This is a genomic window from Promicromonospora sp. NPDC110617 (assembly GCF_055598465.1).
Genome location: NZ_JBVKBM010000001.1, coordinates 469,010 through 493,115, shown reverse-complemented (window position 1 = coordinate 493,115; position 24,106 = coordinate 469,010). Strand labels below are relative to the sequence as shown.

21 protein-coding genes and 1 riboswitch are annotated in these 24,106 nt (G+C 73.3%); of the genes, 13 read left to right on the top strand and 8 right to left on the bottom strand.

Annotated elements, in window-relative coordinates; all coding sequences use genetic code 11:
- The first annotated feature begins 58 nt into the window (after positions 1-58).
- Positions 59-928, top strand: a complete 870-nt coding sequence (locus tag ACZ7LE_RS02120) for a DUF2599 domain-containing protein (RefSeq protein ID WP_470401742.1) — start codon at positions 59-61, stop codon at positions 926-928.
- 271 nt (positions 929-1,199) lie between these two features.
- A complete protein-coding gene (locus ACZ7LE_RS02115; RefSeq protein WP_470401741.1) occupies positions 1,200-1,499 on the top strand; it encodes a hypothetical protein in 300 nt (99 codons plus the stop codon).
- 52 nt (positions 1,500-1,551) lie between these two features.
- Here the strand turns inward: ACZ7LE_RS02115 and ACZ7LE_RS02110 are convergent, their stop codons facing one another.
- Together ACZ7LE_RS02110 and ACZ7LE_RS02105 are read right to left on the bottom strand one after the other, a co-directional pair.
- Entirely contained in the window at positions 1,552-3,672 is a 2,121-nt protein-coding gene (locus ACZ7LE_RS02110) for an acyl-CoA dehydrogenase family protein (protein WP_470401740.1), read from the bottom strand.
- A 61-nt stretch (positions 3,673-3,733) separates the two neighbouring features.
- On the bottom strand, positions 3,734-4,465 hold the full coding sequence (locus tag ACZ7LE_RS02105) for a TetR/AcrR family transcriptional regulator (RefSeq protein ID WP_470401739.1): 732 nt from the start codon (positions 4,463-4,465) through the stop codon (positions 3,734-3,736).
- A 184-nt stretch (positions 4,466-4,649) separates the two neighbouring features.
- Between ACZ7LE_RS02105 and ACZ7LE_RS02100 the strand changes: the two genes are divergently transcribed.
- From ACZ7LE_RS02100 to ACZ7LE_RS02090, 3 genes are read left to right on the top strand one after another with little or no spacing between them, the layout of a single operon-like run.
- Positions 4,650-5,972 (top strand): acetyl-CoA C-acetyltransferase, encoded by a 1,323-nt coding sequence (locus ACZ7LE_RS02100; RefSeq protein WP_470401738.1) that lies wholly within the window; start codon positions 4,650-4,652, stop codon positions 5,970-5,972.
- 35 nt (positions 5,973-6,007) lie between these two features.
- Positions 6,008-7,351 carry a 3-oxoacyl-ACP reductase gene (locus ACZ7LE_RS02095; protein WP_470401737.1) on the top strand — a complete coding sequence of 448 codons (1,344 nt, stop codon included), beginning with the start codon at positions 6,008-6,010 and terminating at the stop codon, positions 7,349-7,351.
- Positions 7,348-8,319: a MaoC family dehydratase gene (locus ACZ7LE_RS02090; RefSeq protein ID WP_470401736.1), complete on the top strand. Its 972-nt coding sequence runs from the start codon at positions 7,348-7,350 to the stop codon at positions 8,317-8,319. Before ACZ7LE_RS02095 ends, ACZ7LE_RS02090 begins: the two co-directional genes overlap by 4 nt.
- A 172-nt stretch (positions 8,320-8,491) precedes the next feature.
- On the opposite strand, the gene ACZ7LE_RS02085 is transcribed toward ACZ7LE_RS02090, so the two are convergent.
- Positions 8,492-9,352: an alpha/beta hydrolase family protein gene (locus tag ACZ7LE_RS02085; protein WP_470401735.1), complete on the bottom strand. Its 861-nt coding sequence runs from the start codon at positions 9,350-9,352 to the stop codon at positions 8,492-8,494.
- Between the two features lie 130 nt (positions 9,353-9,482).
- Here ACZ7LE_RS02085 and ACZ7LE_RS02080 point away from each other — a divergent pair, with 130 nt between their 5' ends.
- From ACZ7LE_RS02080 to ACZ7LE_RS02070, 3 genes are all read left to right on the top strand, one after another.
- Positions 9,483-10,478: a helix-turn-helix domain-containing protein gene (locus tag ACZ7LE_RS02080; RefSeq protein ID WP_470401734.1), complete on the top strand. Its 996-nt coding sequence runs from the start codon at positions 9,483-9,485 to the stop codon at positions 10,476-10,478.
- 26 nt (positions 10,479-10,504) lie between these two features.
- Positions 10,505-11,398, top strand: a complete 894-nt coding sequence (locus ACZ7LE_RS02075; RefSeq protein ID WP_470401733.1) for an LLM class flavin-dependent oxidoreductase — start codon at positions 10,505-10,507, stop codon at positions 11,396-11,398.
- A gap of 121 nt (positions 11,399-11,519) precedes the next feature.
- A complete protein-coding gene (locus tag ACZ7LE_RS02070; RefSeq protein WP_470401732.1) occupies positions 11,520-11,753 on the top strand; it encodes a hypothetical protein in 234 nt (77 codons plus the stop codon).
- 72 nt (positions 11,754-11,825) lie between these two features.
- On the opposite strand, the gene ACZ7LE_RS02065 is transcribed toward ACZ7LE_RS02070, so the two are convergent.
- Complete coding sequence (locus ACZ7LE_RS02065; protein WP_470401731.1) at positions 11,826-12,710, bottom strand: membrane protein; 885 nt, start codon at positions 12,708-12,710, stop codon at positions 11,826-11,828.
- A 110-nt stretch (positions 12,711-12,820) separates the two neighbouring features.
- Between ACZ7LE_RS02065 and ACZ7LE_RS02060 the strand changes: the two genes are divergently transcribed.
- On the top strand, positions 12,821-14,341 hold the full coding sequence (locus tag ACZ7LE_RS02060) for an amidase (RefSeq protein WP_470401730.1): 1,521 nt from the start codon (positions 12,821-12,823) through the stop codon (positions 14,339-14,341).
- Between the two features lie 159 nt (positions 14,342-14,500).
- Positions 14,501-15,097 carry a hypothetical protein gene (locus tag ACZ7LE_RS02055; RefSeq protein WP_470401729.1) on the top strand — a complete coding sequence of 199 codons (597 nt, stop codon included), beginning with the start codon at positions 14,501-14,503 and terminating at the stop codon, positions 15,095-15,097.
- A gap of 3 nt (positions 15,098-15,100) precedes the next feature.
- Here the strand turns inward: ACZ7LE_RS02055 and ACZ7LE_RS02050 are convergent, their stop codons facing one another.
- Entirely contained in the window at positions 15,101-16,519 is a 1,419-nt protein-coding gene (locus tag ACZ7LE_RS02050; protein ID WP_470401728.1) for an aminotransferase class V-fold PLP-dependent enzyme, read from the bottom strand.
- Positions 16,520-16,550: 31 nt separating this feature from the next.
- A riboswitch (SAM riboswitch) is annotated at positions 16,551-16,665 on the bottom strand.
- A gap of 45 nt (positions 16,666-16,710) precedes the next feature.
- Positions 16,711-17,346, bottom strand: a complete 636-nt coding sequence (locus ACZ7LE_RS02045) for a phosphotransferase (RefSeq protein ID WP_470401727.1) — start codon at positions 17,344-17,346, stop codon at positions 16,711-16,713.
- Positions 17,347-17,714: 368 nt separating this feature from the next.
- Here ACZ7LE_RS02045 and ACZ7LE_RS02040 point away from each other — a divergent pair, with 368 nt between their 5' ends.
- Together ACZ7LE_RS02040 and ACZ7LE_RS02035 are read left to right on the top strand one after the other, a co-directional pair.
- Positions 17,715-18,164: a rhodanese-like domain-containing protein gene (locus ACZ7LE_RS02040; RefSeq protein WP_470401726.1), complete on the top strand. Its 450-nt coding sequence runs from the start codon at positions 17,715-17,717 to the stop codon at positions 18,162-18,164.
- On the top strand, positions 18,161-19,426 hold the full coding sequence (locus ACZ7LE_RS02035) for an O-succinylhomoserine sulfhydrylase (RefSeq protein ID WP_470401725.1): 1,266 nt from the start codon (positions 18,161-18,163) through the stop codon (positions 19,424-19,426). Before ACZ7LE_RS02040 ends, ACZ7LE_RS02035 begins: the two co-directional genes overlap by 4 nt.
- Before the next feature lie 81 nt (positions 19,427-19,507).
- On the opposite strand, the gene ACZ7LE_RS02030 is transcribed toward ACZ7LE_RS02035, so the two are convergent.
- Positions 19,508-21,985: a glycoside hydrolase family 3 protein gene (locus ACZ7LE_RS02030; protein ID WP_470401724.1), complete on the bottom strand. Its 2,478-nt coding sequence runs from the start codon at positions 21,983-21,985 to the stop codon at positions 19,508-19,510.
- A 124-nt stretch (positions 21,986-22,109) separates the two neighbouring features.
- Here ACZ7LE_RS02030 and ACZ7LE_RS02025 point away from each other — a divergent pair, with 124 nt between their 5' ends.
- Complete coding sequence (locus ACZ7LE_RS02025) at positions 22,110-22,886, top strand: MBL fold metallo-hydrolase (RefSeq protein ID WP_470403267.1); 777 nt, start codon at positions 22,110-22,112, stop codon at positions 22,884-22,886.
- Positions 22,887-22,902: 16 nt separating this feature from the next.
- On the opposite strand, the gene ACZ7LE_RS02020 is transcribed toward ACZ7LE_RS02025, so the two are convergent.
- The gene (locus ACZ7LE_RS02020; protein WP_470401723.1) at positions 22,903-24,081 is read right to left on the bottom strand and encodes a GNAT family N-acetyltransferase; all 1,179 of its coding nucleotides are present in this window, start codon (positions 24,079-24,081) and stop codon (positions 22,903-22,905) included.
- Positions 24,082-24,106 lie beyond the last annotated feature (25 nt).

Below are 24,106 nucleotides of genomic sequence, written 5' to 3'. Positions count from 1 at the left end.
ACCCGGCACGCCGACCCGGGCCCACCTCCACACGGCCGCCACCCCGCACAATGGGCACGTGCAGATCCGCCGGGCCGTCGCCTCTCCCCTTGCCGCGTGCGCCGCGCTCGCGGCCGTCCTCGCCGTGGGCGGGTGCAGCCTGATCGAGCGCGCCCAGGGTTCGGACGGGGCCGGTGACCCGACGGCGACAGCATCGCAGCCGTCACCGACATCGACGTCGGCGCCGCCGTCCGAGCAGGGCGGCACCGGGCCGAAGGCACGGACCAGCACCGTCACCGTCGGCGACGTCGTCCTGGACGTCAGCTCGCGGAAGGCTGCCGACGTGCGGGAGGACGAGCTCGGGCCGGGCACCCGGACGGTCACGCTCTCCCTCGGCCCCGAGGGCTCCGCCCGGCTCTCCCTGACCTCGCCCGGCGCGCTCGACGTCGACACCGACGGGAGCATCTCCGTGCTCGACGGCAACGGCACGCCCGTCGCGGCGATCGCCCCGCCGGAACCGCCGTCCGACGCCGAGGACGCGCCGCGCATCGAGGTGACCGACATCGACGCGACCCAGGCCAGGCTGAGGATCGACGACCGCACGGCGACCTCCGGGACCGGCGGGCAGACGGCGCGCACCGAACCGGTGACCGTGACGTTCGTGGTCGGCACCGAGGCGATCGAGAGCACCACCTGGGGCGAGAACGAGGGTGGACGGTCCCTCGCCGTCGACCCGGCGGACTGGGCCCGGCGCGCCGGAGAGGCCGGCCTGGACCTGATCCGCACCCAGCTCGTGGCCGCCGAGCCGGAGGCGGACAGCGACACGATGGAGCACCAGCTCGTGTGCCACGCCGTGGGCGCCATGGACAAGGAGACGTGGAACCTGGAGCCCTGGCGGCCCGACGTCGGCCTGATCCTCACCGCCACCGCGCACTGCAACCCGGTGTGAGCGGAGCGGCCCGTACGGAGCCGTGACCCAGTCGTGACCAGGACCTGTGCTGTTCGGGGTGCGGAGCCGCGCAGGTTGGGGTTTCCTGGAAAAGCGGCGAGGCAGGCTCGCCACGAACAATCTGATGAGCCCCAGCTCGGCCGGGCCCCAGTACATGCTCTTCGTGCGCCCCCAGACGCCCGAGGGGCGTCCTCCGGAGTGCGGCACCACAGAGTTCCCCCCTGGGGTCAGGCAATTTCTCCTCGGAGACACCTTGGCAGGGAGGCTCCAGATGACCCGCGTACTCGTTCTCGGATCGTCCGTCGCGGTAGGCGTCGGCACGCTGCTCGGAATGACGCTCGCCTATCAGCTCGTACCGCTCGCAGTGCTCGCCGCCCTCCTGGGGCTGGCGGGCACTTTCGTCGTGGTCCGCGCGATACCCGAACCGGCGCCCGCCCCGGACGCCCCGATCACCCTCAGCGGTCCGCTCGCGCGCCCCGCCGACAACGAGGAGCCCGACGCCGAGGCCGAGCCGGTCCCGGTGCAGCAGCTCCCGGTGCCGGTCGTGGCCGCGGTGCCGGACGCCGCGTGACCCGCTGGTCGTGACCGCCTCGCCGGCGTAGTGCGGCGAGGTGGTCCCGGCCCTAGCGCGTCTGCTTGGCCTGCTGCTTGCGCAGCTCCTTCTCGCTGACCGGCGCCGTGCCGCTCGCGCGCAGCTCGCGGTAGTACGCGCGCGCCTCGTCCTGACGCACCTTCTCGGAGCCGTCGGCGATCGGCGCGCGGAGGTGCTCCTGCGAGAAGCCCCAGGCGTCGATGACGTCGAGCACGTGCGGGCGCAGCGCCTTGAGCAGGCGGTCGATCGTCGCCGTGACGGCCTTGGCGCGCCCCGTCGAGATGCGGCCGTTGGTCAGGTGCCAGTCGAGGTGCCGCTCGATCGTTGTGAGCCCGTAGATGTCGCGCAGCAGCGTCAGCACCTTGCGGTTGCCAGGGTCGGACACCGTGCCGATGGCCTTCGTGAACGCGTCCCAGCGCACGAGCTCGGCCCACGCGGCGGCGGACCCGATGAGGCTGACCTGGTTGTCGTCGAAGATCTCCTGCGCCTTGACCGGGTCGGCCTTGAGCGCCGGGCGCATGCCCATCGCGGTGGCCGCGACCATGCCCTCGTAGCGGCCGGCGATCAGGCCGCGCTGCACCTCGGCGTCGAGCAGACGACCCGCGGAGCGCGCGCCGCCGCCGTCGGCCACCGACTGGCCGAGCCGGCGCAGCGGGGTCTTGTGCAGCACCGCGTCGCGGGCCTGCCCGGCTACGATGCCCGCCATGCCCGCCGGGGACTTCGCGGCCCGCGCCATCTTCTTGCCGTAGTCCCCCACCAGGCGCTTGGCCGCGAGCTGGAGGAGCACGTGGTTGTCGCCCTCGAACGTGGCGTAGATGTCGAGGTCCGCGCGCAGCCCGGTGAACCGGTTCTCGGAGAGGAAGCCGGCGCCGCCGCAGGCCTCGCGGCACTCCTGCAGCGTGTCGAGGGAGTACCAGGTGGACGTCGCCTTGAGCGCCGCCGCCGTCGTCTCCAGGTCCTCGCGCTTGGCCGGGGTGTCCTCGCGGCCCGAGAACACGTCGTCGAACAGGTCCAGCAGCTCGTCGTGCGCGAAGTGCATCGCGTACGCCTCGGCGATGCGGGGGAAGAGCCGGCGCCGGTGCGTCGCGTAGTCCAGCAGCGTCAGCTCGTCGGCGCCGGTCGCGGGCGAGAACTGGCGACGCTGCTCGGCGTACTTCGTGGCGATCGCGAGGCCGATCTTCGCCGCTGTGATCGCCGCGCCGTCGAGCGAGACGCGACCCTGCACGAGTGCGCCGAGCATCGTGAAGAAGCGGCGGCCGGGGCTGTCGATCGACGAGGTGTAGGTGCCGTCCGCGGCGACCTGGCCGTACCGGGCCAGGAGGTCGCGGCGCGGCACCCGCACGTCCGTGAAGTGCAGCTTGCCGTTGTCGATGCCGTTGAGGCCACCCTTCTGGCCGTCGTCCTCGCCGCCCACGCCGGGCAGGAACTCCAGCGTCTGCGGGTCCCGGATCGGCACGTAGAAGCAGTGCACGCCGTGGTCCACGCCGTTGGTGATCAGCTGTGCGAACACCGTCGCGGCCACGCCGTGCTTCGCCGCGTTGCCGAGGTACTGCTTCCACGCCCCGCGGAACGGGGTGTTGATCACGAACTCCTCGGTCTCCGGGTCGTACGTCGCGGTGGTGCCGATGGCGGCGACGTCGGAACCGTGACCCGTCTCGGTCATCGCGAACGCGCCCGGGACGCTGAGGTCCATCGCCCCGGGGAGCAGGCGGTCCTTCTGCTCCTCGGTGCCGAGGTGGTTGATCGCGGAGGCGAAGAGGCCCCACTGCACGCCCGCCTTGATCTGCAGCGACGGGTCGGCCGCGACGAGCTCCTCGAAGCCGACGAGGTTGCCGCCGGCCTGCTCCCGGCCGCCGAGGCGCTTCGGGAAGGCCCGCAGCACCTGGCCGTACGGCACCATCTGCTTCATCTGGGCGAGCGTGATCTCCCGGTGCTCCTCCTTGGTGATCCCCTCCTGCTTCCAGAGCTCGGGGTGCGCGGCCACCATCCGCCGGGCCTCGGACCGTTCCTCGGGCCAGCGGCCCAGCAGCATCTGCTCCAGGGCGGGCACGTCCACACGGGTGCCCGACGCCGGACGGGTCGCCTCGGGCTGGGGCGCCACGGCCTGTGGCGCCGCCGCGGTGGTGGTCACGGGCTCGGAGGTGGTCGTCATCGGTTCTCCTCGGTGTTCGGCCAGGGGGCCAGGTTCTGGATGTCGGGAGGGTGGGTCGGGATCAGGCGGTCGCCGGTGTGGCGCCCGGGCGGTTGTGCAGCACGCCCACAGGCCCGGTCCAGAGCCAGAGGGTCACGCGTTCGGTGAGCTGCTCCCGCGTCAGCGGCGTCGACTCGACGGTGCGGTGGCCGAGCCACCACTCACCGGAGCCGCGCACGAAGCCGACGGCGCCCGCGGCCCAGGCCGCTGCGTCCGCCGGGGGGACGTCGGTGGCCCGCGCGAACGGCTCCGCGACGAGCTCGATCACCGAGTCGAGGTAGGCACCGAGCGGGTGCAGGTCGGCGGGGGTGCTCGGCACGCCGGCGTCGTCGGCGGGTGCCGGCGCGCGGCGGCCGCGACGGCCGCTCTCGACGGGCGCGGGCTCGTTGCCGCCGATCGCGGTCCGGGTGACGAACCAGTAGACGTTCGGAGAGCTCTCGATCATCTCGAGGTAGACGCGCACCATCTCGCGCAGCGCCATCTCCGGGTTGTCGGCCTGCTGCGCGGCGGCGCGCAGCGCGTCGTGCATCTGCATGACGACCGTCTCCGCGACGGCGAGCCGCAGGCCCGCCTTGTCGTCGAAGTACCGGTAGACGATCGACTTGGACGTACCTGCGGCGGCGGCGATCTCGTCCATCGAGACCGCAGGCCCCAGGCGGTGCACGGCCTTGCGCGCGGCGCGGACGAGCTCTGCCCGACGGGCCGTGCGGTGGTCGTCCCAGCGGGTCGAACGACCGTCGACTCCGATGCTCATCGGTCCGCCTCCCCACCTTGACTCGCTAGAGGTCTTGTGATTCGTCTCACGAGACTGAGAGTATCAGGTACTGTGAGTCCTGGGCACCACCCGGGGCGAACCGGGTCGCGGCCCGGCCTGGTCTCGACAAGGCTCGTCCCAACGAAGCCCTCTGCCCGACGATGAAGTGAGAAGGAACAGCGACGTGTCCACTACCCCCGCCCCCGTCCCGTCCACGCGCGAAGCCGTGATCATCGGCGGCAACCGCATCCCGTTCTCCCGCGCCGGCAAGAAGTACGTGCGGACCAGCAACCAGGACATGTTCACCGCGGCGCTGGAGGGGCTCGTCGCCCGCTTCGGCCTGCAGGGCGAGCGCCTGGGCGAGGTCGTCGGCGGCGCCGTGCTGAAGCACAGCAAGAACTTCAACCTCATCCGGGAGAGCGTGCTGGGCTCCTCCCTGTCGCCGACCACCCCTGCCTACGACGTGCAGCAGGCGTGCGCCACCGGCCTCGAGGCCGCCATCGCGGTGACGAACAAGATCAAGCTCGGCCAGATCGAGTCCGCGATCGCCGGCGGCACCGACACCGTCTCGGACGCGCCGATCGTGGTCAGCGACCGCCTGCGCGCCGCGCTCCTGGACGCGAACCACGCCAAGACCACCGGGGCCAAGATCAAGGCGCTGCTCCAGATCCGGCCCAAGGACCTGGCCCCCGCCACCCCGAGCACCGGCGAGCCGCGCACCCACCTCTCGATGGGCGAGCACCAGGCGATCACGACGGCGAAGTGGGGCATCAGCCGCGAGGCGCAGGACGAGATCGCGTACAACTCGCACCAGAACCTCGCCCGCGCCTGGGAGGCCGGCTTCTTCGACGACCTGGTCACGCCGTTCAAGGGTCTGACCCGGGACGACAACCTGCGCCCCGACACGTCGCTCGAGAAGCTCGCCAAGCTCAAGCCGGTGTTCGGCGCCAAGCTCGAGGACGCGGCCACCATGACCGCGGGCAACTCGACGCCGCTGACCGACGGCGCCTCCGCCGTCCTCTTCGCGTCCCGCACCTGGGCGGAGGAGCGCGAGCTGCCGATCCTCGCCAAGTTCGTGGACGCCGAGACGGCGGCCGTCGACTTCGTGCACGGCCACGAGGGCCTGCTCATGGCCCCGGTCGCGGCGGTCCCGCGCCTGCTGGCCCGCAACGGCCTCACCCTGGACGACATCGACTTCTTCGAGATCCACGAGGCGTTCGCGTCCACGGTGCTGACCACGCTGGCCGCGTGGGAGGACGAGGAATACTGCCGTACGGAGCTCGGGCTCGACGGCGCGTTCGGCAAGGTGGACCGCAGCAGGCTCAACGTGAACGGCTCCTCGCTCGCGGCGGGCCACCCGTTCGCCGCGACCGGTGGGCGCATCATCGCGACCGCCGCCAAGCTGGTCGCCGCGAAGGCCAAGGAGACCGGTCAGCCCGCACGGGCGCTGATCTCGGTCTGCGCAGCCGGCGGCCTGGGCGCGGTCGCCCTGGTCGAGTCCGTCTGAGCCCGCCCGTACCGCCCCGCAACGAAGAGGACATCGTGACCGACAGCTATCTCAACCTGGCCAACGGGACGCTCAAGCCCGTCTTCAAGAAGCTGGGCCTGCCCCAGCCGGCCATCCTCCGGCGCTACCGGCCCGGCAGCCCGCTCACCGTCGGCCCGGTCCTGGTGGTGTCCGACGACGCCTCGGCCGCCGACGCCGACGCCGTGGCCAAGGTCCTGTCCGGCTGGGACGTCGACGTGCGCCGCAGCCCGGAGACCGCCGACGGCGAGCGGTTCGGCGGCGTCGTGCTGGTGCTGACCGGTGCCGAGACGCCGGCGGCCGTGTCGGCCCCCGTGCTCACCGTCGCCGGCACGCTGCGGCGCCTGGCGGGCAACGGCCGGGTCGTGACCGTCTCCCGCGCCGTGGCCGAGGGTGACGCGCCGGTCCTGGCCGCGACCCGCGGCGGCGTCGAGGGCCTGGTCCGGTCGCTCGGCAAGGAGCTGCGCGGCGGTTCCACGGCCAACGGCATCCAGCTCACGGACGGAGCGGGCGTCGACTCCGCGTCGGCCGTGGCCACGCTGCGCTTCTTCCTGTCGGCCAAGTCGGCGTACGTGGACGGCCAGCTGCTGCCCGTCGGCCCGTCCGACGCCGCCGGCCCGGTGGACTGGGAGGTCCCGCTGGCCGGCAAGGTGGCCGTCGTCACCGGCGCCGCGCGCGGCATCGGCGCGGCGATCGCCCGGACCATGGCCCGGGACGGCGCCAAGGTGGTCGTGATCGACGTCCCGCCCGCCGGGGAGTCGCTCGCGGCCGTGGCGAACGAGATCGGTGGTGTCGCGCTCCAGCTCGACATCACCGCCGACGACGCGGCCGACAAGATCCTGGCGGCCACCAAGCCGCTCGGCGGCCTGGACATCCTGGTGCACAACGCCGGCATCACCCGCGACAAGCTGCTCGCCAACATGACGGCGGACAAGTGGGACCCGGTCATCGCCGTGAACCTCACGGCTCAGCTCCAGATCAACGAGCGCCTGCTCGCAGCCGGCGTCGAGGGCCTGCGGATCGTCTCGCTGGCCTCGACCACCGGCCTGGCCGGCAACCGCGGGCAGACCAACTACGGCTACACGAAGGCCGGCGTCATCGCGAACGCCGCCGCGGGCGCTCCGGTGCTCGCGGCCACCGGTGGCACCACGAACGCCGTGGCGCCCGGGTGGATCGAGACCGAGATGACCGCGAAGGTCCCCGCGCTCACCCGCACCGTGGCGCGCCGGATGCCGTCGCTGGGCCAGGGCGGCCTGCCGGTCGACATCGCCGAGGCGATCTCCTTCCTCGCGTCCGAGCCGGCGTCCGGCATCAACGGGCAGACCCTGCGGGTGTGCGGTCAGCACATGGTGGGCAAGTGACGGGACGTCGCGAGAGCGCGCCGACGGCGCCGCCGTCGTACGGCGTGACCGAGCTGCCCGCGCTGCCGAAGCTGGGCGGGCTCTTCACGAAGGGCGTCGCCGGGTCCGCCGGCAAGCGCCCGAAGGGCGAGGTGCGGCTGCCCGAGGTGGTCTACCGCGTCGCGCGGGTGGACACCTCGGGCGAGGCGGCGCACCTGACCGCGTACCAGGAGCTGCTGGGGGAGCCGTCGTCGGACGTGCTGCCCGCCGGGTTCCTGCACGTGCTGGCGTTCCCGCTGGCCACGGCCGTGATGGTGCGCGGCGACTTCCCGCTGCCGCTGCTCGGCATGGTGCACCTGAAGAACGTGGCCCGGGTGCTGCGCCCGGTGCGGCTGGGCGAGACCGTCGAGGTGCGGGCGTGGGCGCAGGACGCCCGGGCGCACCGCCGCGGCGTCCAGGTGGACCTGGTCGCGGAGGTGCTCGTGGACGGCGACCTCGCCTACCAGGGCGTCTCGACCTATCTCGCCAAGGGCTTCACGGCGCCCGACGGCGCGGCCCCGGCCGAGGAGTCGCCGCGCGAGGAGTGGACGGCGCCCCTGCCGACGGCGCGCTGGAAGCTCGGCTCCGGGACCGGACGGGCCTACGGCGCGGTGTCGGGCGACCAGAACCCGATCCACACGTCGAGCCTGGGCGCCAAGGCGTTCGGGTTCCCGCGGGCGATCGCGCACGGGATGTACTCCGCAGCCCGGGCGCTGGCCGAGGTCGGGCCGGCCCGGCGCGGCGAGGCGTACGAGTGGACGGTCGAGTTCTTCCGGCCGGTCCTGCTGCCGAGCACGGTCGACGTCGCGATCCGGAACGCGGCCGACGTCGTCCCGGCGAGCTCGGTGAGCTCGGCGAGCGGGAACGAGCCGGCCAGCGGCTTCGTGTACGACGGCTGGCGGTCCGGCAAGGGCACGCGACACTTCCGGGGCACGATCCGGCCCCTCTGACGGGCGCTCTCGCGCGACGGTCCGACGTCGCGCGGCTCGACGGACTCCCCTTTGAGGCCCGGGTTTCTTCGCTTTGGAGCCAGCCAAAGCGAAGAAACCCGGGCCTCAAAGGGGAGGGCGCGAACCCGGTTCGACTCGCAACCGCCCAAACGTCAGGCGGCGACCGGAGCAGTCACGCCGGGGCGCGGAGCGCCAGGCGCGGGAGCAGGATCTGCTCCCAGAGAACCGCGCGCTTCGGGCGGAAGAAGCCCGAGTGCCCGATGCGGGTCAGGCCGTGGTCGGCGGCGCGCATCTCGACGAGCTCCACCTCGGTGCCGGGGAACTCGCGGCTCCAGTACCGGATCGACTCCGGGGAGATCAGCTCGTCGTCGGCGGTCCACAGGGCGGCGACCGGGGTCTCGACCTTGGCGAACCGGTCGCGCAGCTCGGGGAGCTCGCTGAACAGGTAGTCCGGGTGCAGGCACCAGCGCCCCCATTGCCGCATGACGCCGCCGGGCAGATCGTCCAGGATCCGCAGCCGCCGGCCCGGGTAGTAGCCCACCAGCGCCGTCGCGGTCGGCGCGATGACGCGCCAGAGCAGAGGCGACCAGGTCCGGATGGGCGGCGCGGCCTTGCCCCGCCAGCCGGTTCCCGAGGTCACCATGACGCAGCGGTCGACGCCGACGTCGGCCAGGAAGCCGAGGCTCTGGCCGCCGAACGAGTGGCCGACCCAGGTGAGCGGGACGCCGTCGGCGTCGGCCCGGGCGCGCGCGTGCAGCGCGGCGGCCTCGGCGTCGTGGTACCAGTCCAGGGCGGTGACCGTGGAGTCCCGCAGGGGGCCGTAGAGCTCCGGCTCCGAGCCACGGTAGGAGAACGTGAGCACCGCGAACCCGCGCTCGGCGAGCCATGCGGCGGTGTGCCGGTAGAACCGCATCGGCATGGCCATGGCCGGCGCGACGGCCACGACGCCGACCGGGGCGCCGTCCGGCAGGAACCAGCGGCCCGCGACCCGCTCGCCGCCGTCGGCGAGGAAGCTCACGTCTTCGGTGCTCACGTTCGGGAGGCTACCAACCGGCCCGGCCCACCCGGCCCGCGCACTAGCGCAGACGGGACAAAAGCATCGAAGTGCACCCCTGGCGTATCCTCGCCACGGCACGGTGAAATTCATCCGGCGGGAGGATGACATGCTCAGTGACGTGCTCGGCCTGACCAAGTCGCAGTCGCTCGCGTATCGCGAGCTCGTGGCCTCACCCTCGCTCGACTCCGCGGAGCTGGCGCACCGGCTCGGGTGCGACCCGGGCGACGCCCTGGACGTGCTCCGCACGCTGGAGAGCCACGGCCTCGCGGCCCGGCAGAGCGCGGACGACTCCCGGTTCCAGGCCGCTCCCCCCGAGATCGCGCTGGGCGCGCTGCTCGCCCGGCGCAAGGACGAGATCCGCGCGGCGCAGGTCGAGCTGATCGAGCTGGAGGAGGACTTCCGGCGCTCGTCGGCGCTGCGGCCGGCGACCGACGTGGTCGACGTGGTGCGCGGGGCGGAGGCCGTGAAGCACCGCATCATGCAGCTCCAGCTCGGCGCGCGCGAGACGGTCGAGTCGTTCACCAAGCCGCCCGTCTTCGTGCTGTCCGCCGAGGACAACACGGCCGAGGACCAGGCCGTCGCCCGCGGCGTCCGGTACCGGGTGGTGGTGGACCGCGTGTTCCTGGACACCGGCATGATGCGCGTGGACGACGTCGCCGCCGCGATCGACAACGGCGAGGAGGTGCGGTTCTCCGAGCGGGTGCCGATCAAGCTGTTCATCATCGACCGCCGGCTCGCGTTCGTGCCGATCCAGACCGTGGTCGACGCCGAGGACTCCGACCTCACGCCTGACCTGGTGGGCGCACTGATCATCCATCCCTCCGGGCTGCTCGACGCCCTCATCGCCCTGTTCGAGGCCGTGTGGCGGGACGCCACCCCGTTCGCGCGGCCCGGCGAGCCGGACGGCGGCGGCGAGCTCGAGTACCAGGACGCCCGGATCCTCGGGCTCATGCTCGTGGGCCTCACGGACCAGTCGGTGGCCAACCAGCTCGGCCTCTCGCTGCGGACGGTGCAGCGCCGCGTCAAGGTGCTCATGGACATCGCCGGCGTCTCGACGCGCATCCAGCTCGGCTGGCACGCCGCGCGCAAGGGCTGGATCTGACGGCACCCCCGTGACAGCGTGTGGCCATGACCACACTGGCGTGCATCATCCGCCCCTCGACCCCGCCGTCCCGCGTCATCCCGCTCGCCCGCGTCGTCGAGGCAGCGGGAATCGAGGAGATCTGGCTCTGGGAAGACTGCTTCCAGACCGGCGGGATCTCCGCCGCGAGCGCGATCCTGGCCGCGACCGACCACGTCCGCGTCGGGATCGGCGTGATGCCGACGCCCCTGCGGAACGTCGCCCTCACGGCGATGGAGGTCGCCACGGTCGACGGGATGTTCCCGGGCCGGCTCGTCCCCGGGATCGGGCACGGCGTGCAGTCCTGGATGGCGCAGGTGGGAGCGAAGGCGGCATCGCCCCTGACCCTGATGAGCGAGTACGCGACGACGCTGCGCGCCCTGCTCGCGGGGGAGCGGGTGACGACGTCGGGCCGGTACGTGACCCTGGACGACGTGAAGCTCGACTGGCCGCCCGCCCGGCCCGTGCGGGTGCCGGTCGCCGCGACGGGGCCCAAGTCGCTGCGCCTCGCGGGCGAGGTGGGCGACGGTGTGGTGCTGGAGGGTTCCGTGGGCCTGGTCGGGCTCCCGGCCGCGCTGGAGCGGGTGGCCGAGGGCCGGGCAGCGGCCGGGCGTCAGGCCGAGGACTTCTCGGTGGTCCAGTTCGTCTCCGGCGGCACGGGCCCCGGCGCCGCCGAGCGGCTGCGCGCCGAGCTCACCACCTGGGGCCAGGACGTGGGGGACGACGAACGGCTCGCGGGCTACGCCGTCTGGGGCGACGCCCTGGCGCTGGCCGACGGCGTGCGCCGGTTCGGCGCGGCCGGCGCCGACACCGTGGCGATCCAGCCGACCGAGGACGACCCGGACCTGGAGCGGCTCGCCGAGGTGCTGGGCGAGGCGCGGGAGCTGTTGAGCCGGGACTGAGGACGCGAGCCCGGGGGCCGGACATTCGGCCTCACCCAAAGGACGTTGAGCCGCGTCCGCCCCTGACGCAGCGTGGACCGGGCCGGTGGGACGGTCCCTCCGGCCACGAAGGAGGTTCACGATGAACAAGCTCGTACGGGTGACCGCCGCTGGTACCGCGGCCCTGCTCACGACGGCCGCCGGGGTGCTCGGCGCCGGGGCGGCCGCGGCCGCCGACCGGGAGTACGGCACGGACGGCACCCGGGTGACGTCCGACAACAAGGACTGGTCGGCCGGGACGGACGGGACGCGCGTGACGTCGGTCCCGACCGGGCACGACTGGAACGACAGCGCCCCCGCCGACCGCGAGTACTGAGTCCGCACGGCACGACGCCGGGGTCGCACCGTCACGTGGCGGTGCGACCCCGGCGTCGTGCGGGTCAGGCGATCAGATGTCGCGCGGCGGGGCGAACGACCCCCCGGTGCCGGGTGCGACGGCGGGCGTGTTGTTCGGTTCCGCGACGGGCGCGGCGGCAGCGGCGCCGTCCGAGAGATTGCCCAGGAAACCCTCGACGCGCGACCGCATGGGGCCGATCAGCGCGCCGCCGACACCGACGATGAGAATTCCGGCGACCGTGGCCAGGAATGCCACGAGAACGGGCATTGTCACGGTCGTGCCGATGCCGATCTGGTTCACGGCGGCGATAACACCCAGCGCGATGATGAAGAAGGACACCGTCTTCGCCACCAGCGGGCCGTAGGAAACGCGGCTCATGGTGTTCATGAGAAGGTCCTTCACCGCATTCGCGATGGCGCCCGCGACAACCACGATGATGATCGCGACGACCAGGCTCGGGAGCCACGCCACGATCTGGTTGACGATCGCGCTCACCGGGTTGGTGGGCCCGAACGCGCTCAGCGCGAGCTGGAGCGTGATGAGCAGGATGAAGTAGTAGATGATCTTCGTGAGCAGCGCGATCGGCTCGATGCCCGACCCGGCGAGGAGGCGGTTCGCCCCCGCGCGCTCGAGCACCTTGTTGAAGCCGACCCGCGTGAGGATCATGCCCACGAACCGGGCGATCGCCTTGGCGATGAAGTACCCGATGAGGAATATCACCAGGAACACGAGGAGCTTCGGGATGAAGCTCGCGACCGCACCGAGCGCGTCCGTGAGCGGCGCCAGCCAGTCGACCGCGTTCGGCACGACGAGCGCCGTATTGAAGAATGTCATAGTGCTCTCCCCCTTCGAGATATTTCTGTGCACCTCGGGCGCACCGTGACGGCGCGGCACCAAAGTGACAGCTCCGGACGAACATATGCCGGAGAAGCGCATTCTGCGCGGCAGAATGGAAATACGTGGAGCGCCATTTGTCCGCACCGTTGGACATCGGTGCAGGTCACATCGTTGAATGCGATTCGTCAGACACCGTCTAGCCTGGCGGGATGGATGCCCTGCACGAGCGGACCGCCGTCGAGCTCCGCGACCTTCTCGCCGCCGGAGAGCTCACCCCCACCGAGGTCACCGAGCACTTCCTCGACCGGATCGAGCGGCTGAACCCCACGGTCGGCGCCTTCGCCACGGTCACCCCCGAGCAGGCCCGGAAACGGGCGGCCGAGCTCCAGGAGTCGCGCGGTTCGAGGCCCGACGGTGCGGGGCCGGACGAGGGCACGCCCCCGCCGTCGGGCAGCCTGTGGGGCCTGCCCACGGGGGACAAGGACCTGTGGAACCGGGCCGGCGTGCCGACCGGCTTCGGGTCGCGCGCCTTCGCAGGGCTGCCGCCGGCCGAGGAGAGCGACGAGATCGTGCAGGTGCTCGACGACGCCGGGATCGTCAGCCTCGGCAAGACCGCCGCGCCGGAGCTCGGCTTCCCCGCCTACACCGAGCCGGTCGGCGCCGCCCCGGCGCGCACCCCCTGGGACCTCGGCCGCGGGGCGGGCGGCTCCAGCGGCGGGGCGGCGGCCGCGGTCGCGGCGGGCATGCTGCCCTTCGCGCCCGGGTCCGACGGCGGCGGGTCGATCCGCATCCCTGCGGCGGCCTGCGGCGTCGTCGGCCTCAAGCCCACGCGCGGGCTGCTGCCCGCGGGCAGCGGCGTCGACTCGCTGGGTGGGCTGGTCGTGAACGGGCCGATCGCGCGCACCGTCGCCGACACCGCGCTGCTGCTGGAGGCGATGCTCCCGCGCCGCGCCGGGGGCGGCGTCGCGCACCCGTACACGCTGCGGGCGCCGTCGTACGCCGCGGGGGCCTACCTCGCGGCCGCGCAGCGCGCCCGCCTGCCGGAGGGCGCCGGCCTGGCCGGTCCGGAGGTAGCACGCATCGGCGTGACCACCTCGTCGGCCTGGGACGGGTTCTACGACATCGTCGTGTCCCCCGAGGCGCAAACCGCGCTGGACGCCGGGGTGCGCGCGCTGGCCGGGGCCGGGCATGAGGTCGAGCAGACGGTGCTGGCCGAGGCGCCCGAGTACGCACCGGCGTTCCGGACCTTGTGGATGGGCGGCGCGTCGGCGGTACCGATCGACGACCCGGCGACCCTGGACAAGCTGGAACCGCTGACGCAGTGGCTCATCCGCACGGGCCGCACGGTCCCGGCGCGGCAGCTCGCCGAGGCGGTGCGCACGCTCACCGGCTACGAGCGCTCGCTCGTGGCGCAGGTCAGCGCCTACGACGCCGTCGTGACCCCCGCGCTGGCGCTCACCCCGCGGCCGATCGGGTGGTACGACGCCGAGGACCCGGAGCGGAACTTCGAGCAGCAGTGCCAGTACACGCCCTTCACGTCGATGCTCAACGTCGCCGGGCTCCCCGCGATCACCGTGCCGACCCACTGGACCGCGCCCACCGCCGAGGCGCCGGCCGGACTGCCGATGGGGGTGCAGATCGTCGGCCGGCCGGGCGGCGAGCTCACGCTGCTGGCGCTGGCGGCGCAGATCGAGGCGGCACTCCCCCGCCCACGCGCCTTCCCGCTCTGACGTGTCAGACGTACAGGTCACCAGAGGGATCTGTACGGCTGACACGGGTTCGGCCGTGGCCGAATGTGGTTCCGCCGGCCCGGCGGCGCGTGCTTGGGTACCCCTAGCGGGTATCTGGACGCGACGGCGCCGCAGCGCCGGGACAGGGAGAACGGGACCATGGCCGAGACGTTCGAGACGACCGCCCCCCCGCGGCCGAGCCGGTGGACCGGGACCTGGCCCACCAACACCGCCTGGATCGTGCTGGGCGTGCTGACGGGATTCGGCCTGCTGGTGGGTGGGACGGCGATCGTCGGCGGCACCTGGCAGGACGCCGTCGCCGAGGACCCGACCACCGCGATCGGCGTCGCGACGCTGTGCTACCTGGCCGCCGCCGTGACCGGCGTCCGCTGGACGGCCTGGCTCGTCGCGCTCCTGGCGTCCGTGATCCCCGTCGCGTCCGAGCTGCTGGACACGCCGCGCTGGATCGCGTTCGTCCTGGTGGGGCTGGTCCTCGCCGGCATCGGGCTGGCCCGCGGACGCCGCGCGACGTGGCCGCAGGCCGCCGCGATGGCCGGCTTCTTCGGGGTCGCGACGGCGGCCCTGTTCCTGGAGCCACGGCTCGGACTGGCCCTCGCGGGCCTCGCCCTCGCCGCGCACGCCGGGTGGGACGTGGTGCACTACCGCCGCGACGTGGTGGTGAACCGCTCGCTCGCGCTGTGGTGCATCGGCCTGGACCTCACGATGGGCGGCATCTGCGTGGCGCTGGCGCTGTAGCCGTCAGTCCTCGTCCGGGAGGCAGCCGAAGGCCTCGTCGAAGCCCAGGGCGGCCGTCGCCAGCAGGCCCGCGAGGCCGGAACCCTCGGGCACGGGGCGCGGGTCGTCGGTCACGACCCACAGCCCGTCGACCACGTCGTACCCGGCCTGCGGGCCCTCCTCGACCAGGCGGCCGACGGCTGCGATCAGCCGTTCGATCTCCTCGCCCGCGGTGCCGACGCCGACCGAGGCACGCACCGCGCCGGCGTCGAACCCGAGCCGGCCGAGCAGCGGGTGCGCGCAGAAGCGGCCGTCCCGGACCCCGATGCCGTGCTCCGCCGACAGGTACGCGGCGACGAGGCCCGGGTCGTACCCGGTGACGGTGAAGGTGACGACGCCGACGGGGTCGACAGCGTCGGCCCACACCCGCACGACCTCGACGCGGGCGATCGCCTCGAGCCCCGACACGAGCCGGCGGCGCAGGGCGGTCTCGTGCGCCACGACCTCGGCCGGGTCGAGCGCCGCCAGCTCCTCGCAGGCGGCCGCGAGCGCCACCGCGCCGATCACGTTGGGCGAGCCGGCCTCGTGGCGGGCGGGCCCCTCGTGCCAGTCGGTGCCGCTGACGCGCACGCGCCGGACGGCACCGCCGCCCGCGAGGTACGGCGTGCCCTGGTCGAGCCAGTCGCGGCGGCCGACCAGCACGCCGGCGCCGAACGGGGCGTAGGTCTTGTGCCCGGAGAAGGCGAGGTAGTCCACGCCGGTGGACTCCAGCGAGATGCGCCGGTGCGGCACGAGCTGGGCGCCGTCGAGCACCACACGCGCGCCGAGCTCGTGGGCGACGGCGACGATCTCGGCGATCGGGAGGGACTCGCCGGTCACGTTCGAGGCGCCGGTCAGGGCCAGGAGGGCGTACGGGCGGTCCGCGGCGGCGTCGGCCAGCTCCTCCCGGATCTGGGCGACGGTCTCGGCCACGGTGGCGCCGCCGGTCAGCACGGTCGCGCCGGTGGTGCGCTGCCAGGGCAGCAGGTTCGCGTGGTGCTCCACGTCGAGCACGAGCACGCGGCCGGGCTCGCCGTCGGCCTGCGCGGGGACGCAGCCGGCGAGGAGGTTGAGGGAGTCGGTGGTGTTCCGGGTGATGATCGTCAGGTCGTCCTCGCGGGCGCCGACGAACGCGCCGATGGTGCGGCGCGCGGTCTCGTAGAGCGCCGTGCTCACCTGGGAGAGGTAACCCGCGCCGCGGTGCACGCTGGCGTACAGCGGCAGCACCTGGGTGACGCGGTCGGCGACGGCCTGGAGGGCCGGGGCCGACGCCGCGACGTCGAGGTTGGCGTACGAGACCTGCGTGCCGTCCACGAGGGGGACGAGCGTGCCGCCGCCGACGACGGGGCGCAGCGGGGCGAGCTCGGTCACCGCGGTGGCACGGCTGAGAGTGGGAGCAGACATGGCGTCCTCCAGCACAGTCCTGGGGGAGGTTCCCCCGCGCTTGCCGCACGCGGGCTGCGCGCGGCCTGGTCGTCACCCGGGGCACCCCACCGCGGAGGGAGGGTTGCCGGCCAGCGAGCCGGGGCTTGACGCTGGCGCTCATGACCTGCGGCCATCCTGTGCTGCGGGCAAAACACCTGTCAACGCATGTCTCAGATGCTGGTCCCACGATCCGGTCGGGCTGCGCGGACCGCGAGGGCGGCGACGCGGGCGGCGTCCGAGCGGTACATGGCGGCGTGGTCGCGCAGCTCGGCGTGCCCGCCGTCGTCGGCCCTGGCCTCGCTGAACGCGGCGAGCTCCGTGAGGCGCTCCGCCATCGCGCCGAGCACGTCGGCGCGCGACCACCCGGCCCCGTACGCGGCGACCAGCGTGTCCAGCCGGACCGACGGGTCCAGGTGCCCGACGTCGTAGGTCACCCCGGCGAACGCGTCGCCCGCGAACGGGGCCAGGCGGTAGGCGGTGTACGCCAGGTCCCACAGGCGCGGCCCCGGGGACGCCGTGTCCACGTCGATGAGGCCGACGAGCCGCCCCGCGCGGAACACCATGTTGTAGGGCGCGGCGTCGTTGTGGCAGATCACCTCGGCCGGCTCGCGGGCGGGCAGCTGCCAGACGGCGTCCGGCAGGTCGAGGTCGAGGGACGCGTCGTGGAGCCGGCGCAGGAGGCGCCCGGCGTCGCGCAGGTTCTGCTCGGACCACAGCCACTCCGGGGCCGGCCAGCCCGGGACGTCGCCCGGGAGGAACGAGACGACCTCGCGCCCTCGCTCGTCGAGCCCGAACGGTTCCGGCACCTCCGTGACGCCGCGGTCCCGAACGTGGCGCAGGTACGCGTGGATCGTGGCCGTCCACGGTCCGGCGGTCCGGCGGTCCGGCGCACCGTGTCGCCCGCGCGCACGACCTCGGACATGTTCCCGCCGGTCAGGGGCTCTTCGTCAGCGGACATCGGCGCCACCCTACCGAGGCTCGACCTTCCCTATCATTTTGCTCGGGTTACCTGTCGAGACGCTGTTCCACCCACCGGACACCATGTCGTAGGGTGGGCAACGACCATCCCGAGCGGCCGAGTGACGTGGCACGACGACGCCGCAGCAACCCAGCGTTCCCCGCAGCAGCGGAGGACGGACGAGGGTGCTACCGCCACGACCGATGGAGGAGCATCATGAGCGACCCCGCGCGCGTCGAAGCACGACCGGCCGACGGCTACGCCGGCGACATCACGCCCCAGCAGGCCTGGGACCTGCTCGCCGGCGACCCGGACGCCACGCTCGTGGACGTCCGCACCGAGGGCGAGTGGCGCACGATCGGCATCCCGGACACGGCGCCGCTGGAGAAGCAGCCCGTGTTCTCCGAGTGGGTGCAGGCCGGGGGCCGCCCCAACCCCCGGTTCCTGGAAGAGCTGAAGGCGGCCGGGGTCACGAACGGGCCCGTCGTCTTCCTGTGCCGCTCCGGCCAGCGCTCGATCGCCGCGGCGCGGCTCGCCACGTCGTCCGGCATCGCGCCGTCGTACAACGTGCTGGAGGGCTTCGAGGGCGCACCCGGGGCCGACGGCGTCCGGGACCAGCAGGGCTGGAAGGTCGCCGGGCTGCCGTGGACGGCGGGTCCGGCGTGACCGTCACCGGCGCGTACCCGCCCGGCGCGAACCCCGGCGGTTCCGGCCGCAAGCCGCTGCCCGACGGCGTCCGCCCGGCGACGCTCGCCGTGCGCGGCGGCCACCAGCGCAGCGAGTTCCAGGAGACGAGCGAGGCGCTGTTCCTCACGCAGGGCTACGTCTACGACAACGCCGCGGAGGCCGAGGCGGCGTTCAAGGGCGACGTCGACCGGTTCGTCTACTCGCGCTACGGCAACCCGACGGTGCACACCTTCGAGGAGCGCCTGCGCCAGCTCGAGGGCGCCGACGCCTGCTACGCGACCGCGACCGGCATGTCCGCGGTGTTCACGTCGCTGGCCGCGCTCGTGAGCTCCGGCTCCCGGATCGTGGCCGCCCGGGCGCTGTTCGGCTCCAGCGTGGTGATCTTCGAGGAGATCTTCAAGAAGTGGGGCGTGCGCACCGACTACGTGGACGGGCACGTGCTGTCCCAGTGGGAGGAAGCACTCTCGACGCCTGCGGACGTGGTGTTCTTCGAGACACCCTCGAACCCGATGCAGGACATCGTGGACGTCCGCGCCGTCGTGGACCTGGCGCACGCCGCCGGGGCGACGGTGGTGCTCGACAACGTGTTCGCCACCCCGCTGCTGCAGAAGCCGCTGGAGCTGGGCGCCGACGTGGTCGTCTACTCGGCGACCAAGCACATCGACGGGCAGGGGCGCGTGCTGGGCGGCGCGATCCTCGGTTCCACGGAGTACATCACCGGGCCCGTGCAGACGTTCATCCGCAACACCGGGCCGTCGCTGGCGCCGTTCAACGCATGGACCCTGCTCAAGGGCCTGGAGACGCTGCCGGTGCGCGTCGCGGCCCAGAGCGCCAGCGCCCTCGCCGTCGCGCAGGCCTTGGAGGACCTGCCCGCCGTGGGTACGGTGCGCTACCCGTTCCTCGACTCCCACCCGCAGGCCGACCTGGCGCGGTCGCAGATGAGCGGCGGCGGCACCGTCGTGACGTTCGACCTGGCGGTCCCCGAGGGCACGGACGACGACGCCGCGAAGCGGCACACGTTCGCGTTCCTCGACGCCCTGCGGCTGGTCGACATCTCGAACAACCTCGGCGACGCGAAGTCCCTGATCACCCACCCCGCGACGACCACGCACCGCAAGCTGGGCGCGCCGGGCCGGGCCGCCGTCGGCATCGCGGAGACGACGGTCCGCCTCTCGGTGGGCCTGGAGGACGTCCAGGACATCATCGAGGACGTGACCCAGGCCCTGTCCACGGCGAGCTAGGCCGTCGAGACCTGGCGGTCGCGCCGAGATCCGGTGGCGCGCCGCCAGATCTCGGCGCGACCACCGGATCTCAGCCCGTCGTCAACGACCGGCCCGGGTGAGGATCCTGGTCGCCTGGGTCTCGTGGCCCTCCAGGAGCGCCACGTCCGACGTCGCGATCGCTCTGGACGCCGCCGGCGGGACGCCGGTGGCCGGGTCGAGCACGTCGTCCTGCAGCGCGAGCCGCTGCTCGTCGTGGTGCGACGTGCGGCCGCCCGTCGACAGGCCCCAGCCGAACGGGAACAGCGGGTCGTAGTGCTTGTCCCCGACGTTCACCACCGGGTCGTCGGCCGACCGCGGCCACGAGACCGGCAGCTTGCCCGTGAACCGCCGTTCGCCGAACAGCACGTCCGCGACGCCGGCGCCCTCCGTGCCCGGCAGCCACGACGCGACCAGCGCGTCGATCGACCGGAGCTGGTCGGTGAGCACCTGCGGCCGGCCCGAGACCACCAGGACCACGCAGGTCCTGATCTCGGCGCAGACCTTCTCCACGACCGCGGCGTCGCCGGGCTGCAGCGACATCGACTTCTCCTCGCGAGGCACCCCGCCGTCGGCCGGGTCCCAGGCCCACTCGGGCCCGCCGACGTCGCCGAAGCCCTCGGCGTACGGCGTCTCGCCGACGACGACGATGCCGACGTCGGCGCCGTCGGTCGGCGCGGAGGCGTCCTCGCTGAACGTGACGTCGTCGGCCGCGGCCTCGATGCCCTGGAGGATCGTGGTGCCCGGCGTGACGTCGCCAGAGAAGCCCTGCCACGTGCCGGTCCAGCCGCCGGCCTGGTTGCCCAGGTCGTCGGCGTTGCGGCCCGCGACGTAGATGCTCTCGTCGTCGTCCAGGGGCAGGGCGCGGTGGCTGTTCTTGAGCAGCACCTGCGACTCGGCGACGGCCTTGCGGGCGATCGCCCGGTGCTCCGCCGAGCCGATGTCGTCGGCGTTCGACCGGTCCGCGAACGGCTCCTCGAACAGCCCCAGCTCGAACTTGGCGGTGAGGATCCGGGACACGGCGTCGTTGACGCGCTGCTCGCTGACGCGCCCGTCCTGGACCGCCGCGAGCAGCCGCGTGTGGAAGCGCTCGAACTGCGACGGCTCCATGAACATGTCGATGCCCGCGTTCACGCCGGTGACGATCTGGTCGGTGGTCGGGGAGTCGTCGGCGAGCGGCGGGATCTGGTGGATCCCCTGCCAGTCGCTGATCACGAAGCCGTCGAACCCCTGCTTCTGCTTGAGCCACCCGGTGACCAGCTCGCGGTTCGCGTGCATCTTCACGGGGTTGCCGAGGCCGTCGTCGGTCCAGTCGATGCTGGAGAAGCTCGGCATGACGGAGCCGACGCCGGCCTTGAGCGCCGCCACGTACGGCGGCAGGTCCACCTGTTCGACGTGGCGCCGGCTCTGCTCGGTGATGCCCTGGTCGATCGTGTAGTCGCCCTCGCCGGTGCCGAAGGTGGTGTCGCCGTCGCCCACGAAGTGCTTGGCGGTCGCGAGCACGGACGTGCTGCTGTCCAGGTCCCTGCCCTGGAAGCCGGTCACGGCGGCCGCGCCGAGCACGCTCGCGAGCGCGGGGTGCTCCCCGAAGGACTCGTAGGTGCGGCCCCAGCGGTCGTCGCGCACCACGCACACGCACGGCGCGAACGTCCACGGGATGCCGGTCGCCCGCGTCTCGGAAGCGACCATGCGTTCTGCCCGCGCGACGAGCAGGGGGTCGCGCGTGGCGCCGAGCCCGATGTTGTGCGGCAGGATCGTCGCGCCGTTCAGGTTGCCGTGCCCGTGCACGGAGTCCACGCCGTAGATCAGCGGGATCTGCAGCCGCGTCGCGAGGGCCTGCGTCTGGAAGCCGTCGATCGCGTCCGCCCAGGCCTCGGGCGTGTTCTCGGCGGGCGTCGAACCGCCGCCGCTGAGCACCGAGCCGAGGCCGAGCTCCGTGATGGCTGCCGGGTCGCTGGTGACGTTCGCGCGTTCCGCCTGCGTCATCTGCCCGACCTTCTCCGCGAGCGTCATGCGCTTCAGGAGGTCGGCGACACGCTTCTTGGTGGACAGGCGCGGGTCCAGGTAGGGCAGGCCGTGCGCCCGCACGACGACGGCGGGCTGGCGGGAGACCTGTGCGTCCCGGGACTCCAGGGTCACGGGCACGGTCTCCGCGGTCTCGCCGGAGTCCGAGGCGCGGGTGGTGATCCGGACGGTCCGCTCGGTGCCCGACGGCGTGCCGGCGGGGAACTCGAGCGTGCCGGAGCCGGCGGCGTAGTCGGCGTCGGCGGTGGCCGTGCCGGAGCCGGTGCGCCAGCCGACGGTGACGGGGGAGCCGAGCACGGCGCCGTCGGCGGCCTCGACCGTGACGGTGACCGTCGCGGTGGCGCCGTCGTCCACGAAGGTGACGGAGTCGGCGCTCACCACGGCCTCGGCGGTCGGGGCGGCGCGGGTGGCCAGAGGGGGTACGAACAGTGTCGTGGTGGCGAGAGCCGCCACGGAGATGAGTGCCGGTGTTCTGCGGACGCGGTAGTGCTGCGCCGCGCCTGAGATGGCGGACATCTAAGGTATTCCTCTCTTCATTGGGAGGTGATTTACCGATCACACACCGCCCTCCGGCGAGGCACAAGCGCTGCTGACCGCTGGATAGGGTGATTCGGTGGACCTCATTACCCCCTTTGCGAGGATGCTCCGGGCCGACAACCCCGGGCCGATGACGCTCGACGGCACGCGGTCGTACGTGCTGCGTGCCCCCGGGTCGCCCGGCAGCGTGGTGGTCGACCCCGGGCCGGACCAGACGCCGCACCTCACCGCGCTGGCCGACGCCGGGCCCGTCGACCTGGTGCTGGTGACCCACCGGCACGCTGACCACACCGGCGGGCTGGCACGGTTCCGGGAGCTCACGGGCGCCCCGTCACGCGGTGTGCTGGCGGAGTTCTGCGCGGGACCAGGAGGTCCGCTGGCCGACGGCGAGGTCCTGGACGTGGCCGGCCTGCGCATCGAGGTGCTGGCGACGCCGGGCCACACGGCGGACTCTGTGTGTCTCGTGGTCTCGGACGGCACGTCCACCGTGGTGCTCACCGGGGACACGGTGCTGGGCCACGGCACCACCGTGCTCGCCGAGCCGGACGGTTCGCTGCGGGACTACCTGGCGTCGCTGGACCGGCTGAGCGCGCTGGACCTGCCCGGCCCGGTGCCGGGACTGCCCGGGCACGGACCGGTGATCCCGGACCTGGGCGCCGCGGTCCACGCGTACCGCGAGCACCGCGCGGAGCGGCTCGACCAGGTGCGCGCCGCGCTCACCGCCCTCGGGGTGCGGCTGCCGGACGCCGCCGCCCAGCTCCCGGACCCGCTCCTGGATGCCGTGACCGGCGCGGTGTACGCCGACGTCGACGCGTCGGTGCTGCCCGCGGCTCGCTCGTCGGTGCGGGCGCAGCTGGAGTACCTGCGCGGGCGGTCGTAGCGCGGGGACCCGGCGGTCAGAGCGCCTTGCCCAGGAACAGGAGCTGGGCGTCGTCCGAGTCGTAGGGCGGGTACGGCAGCACCGGCCGGTAGCCGAGCTTCACGTACAGGCGCAACGCCGAGGGCTGCCGGATGCCGGTGTTGAGGTACACCGCCAGGCCGCCGCGCCGTCGGGCCGCCTCCTCGATGTGCCCGACCAGGGCCGAGGCGACACCCGCGCGGCGCACCGACGGGTCCACGAACACGCTCTGCAGCTCGAACCCGCGCGACTCGCCCGCCTCCGCGGCGGCCGTGAGGCCGCCGACGCCACGCAGCGGGTCGGCCGTGAGGTGCTCCGGACCCACCGGCGACGGCGCGAGGGTGGCACAGCCGACGGGCCGGCCGTCCAGCGTGGCCAGGACCGTCACCAGCGCGGTGTGCCCCCGCTCGGCGTCGACGAGGTCGTGGCCGCCGCGCGCCTCGACGATCCGCGCGAGCCGCGGGTAGAGCGGCTCGAGGAAGTCCCACATGGCGCGCCGCATGGCGGCGGCGTCAGGGTCGTCCCAGGGCACCTCGCGCAGCACCAGGGCAGGCGCCGGGGCCGGCGCGGGGGTCACGACAGGCTCGACCAGCGGTGCCGTGCCCACCGGGACCGCGGCCTGCGGACCGGCGTCCGCCACCAGCCGCTTGCCGAAGCACCGCGAACCCGGCTCGTCCGAGAACACGCCGAACGACTCGACGGGGTCGTACCCCAGCCGCAGGTACAGCCCGAGCGACTCGGGCTGCATGAGCCCGGTCTCCAGGACCAGGTGCCGCACGCCGGCGTCGCGGGCGACGTCCTCCGCGGCGGTCATCAGCGTGCGGGAGAGCCCGCGCCCGCGGAAGCCCGGCGCCACGTACACGCGCTTGACCTCGGCCGTGCCGTCCGGGTGCAGGCCGCCCTGGTAGTCGTCGCGGCCCGACAGGTCGCGCAGCGCGGCGTGGCCGGCCGGCGCGCCGTCGACCCGCAGCAGCAGCGTCGCGAACACGTTCGACGGATCCACCTGGTCGCGCGCGTCGGGCACGGGGGCGCCGTCGGCGTCCGTCGTCGACGGCCGCCCGGGCTGCGTGTACCGCAGGTCGATCTCGTGCTGCTGCTCGGCGCGCAGGCGGACGGCGTCCGCGTGGTCCCAGCCGACCGTCTCGATCGTGAGACCCGCGAGAACCTCAGCGACCATGCCGGCCCGCCCGGACCTGTCCGGT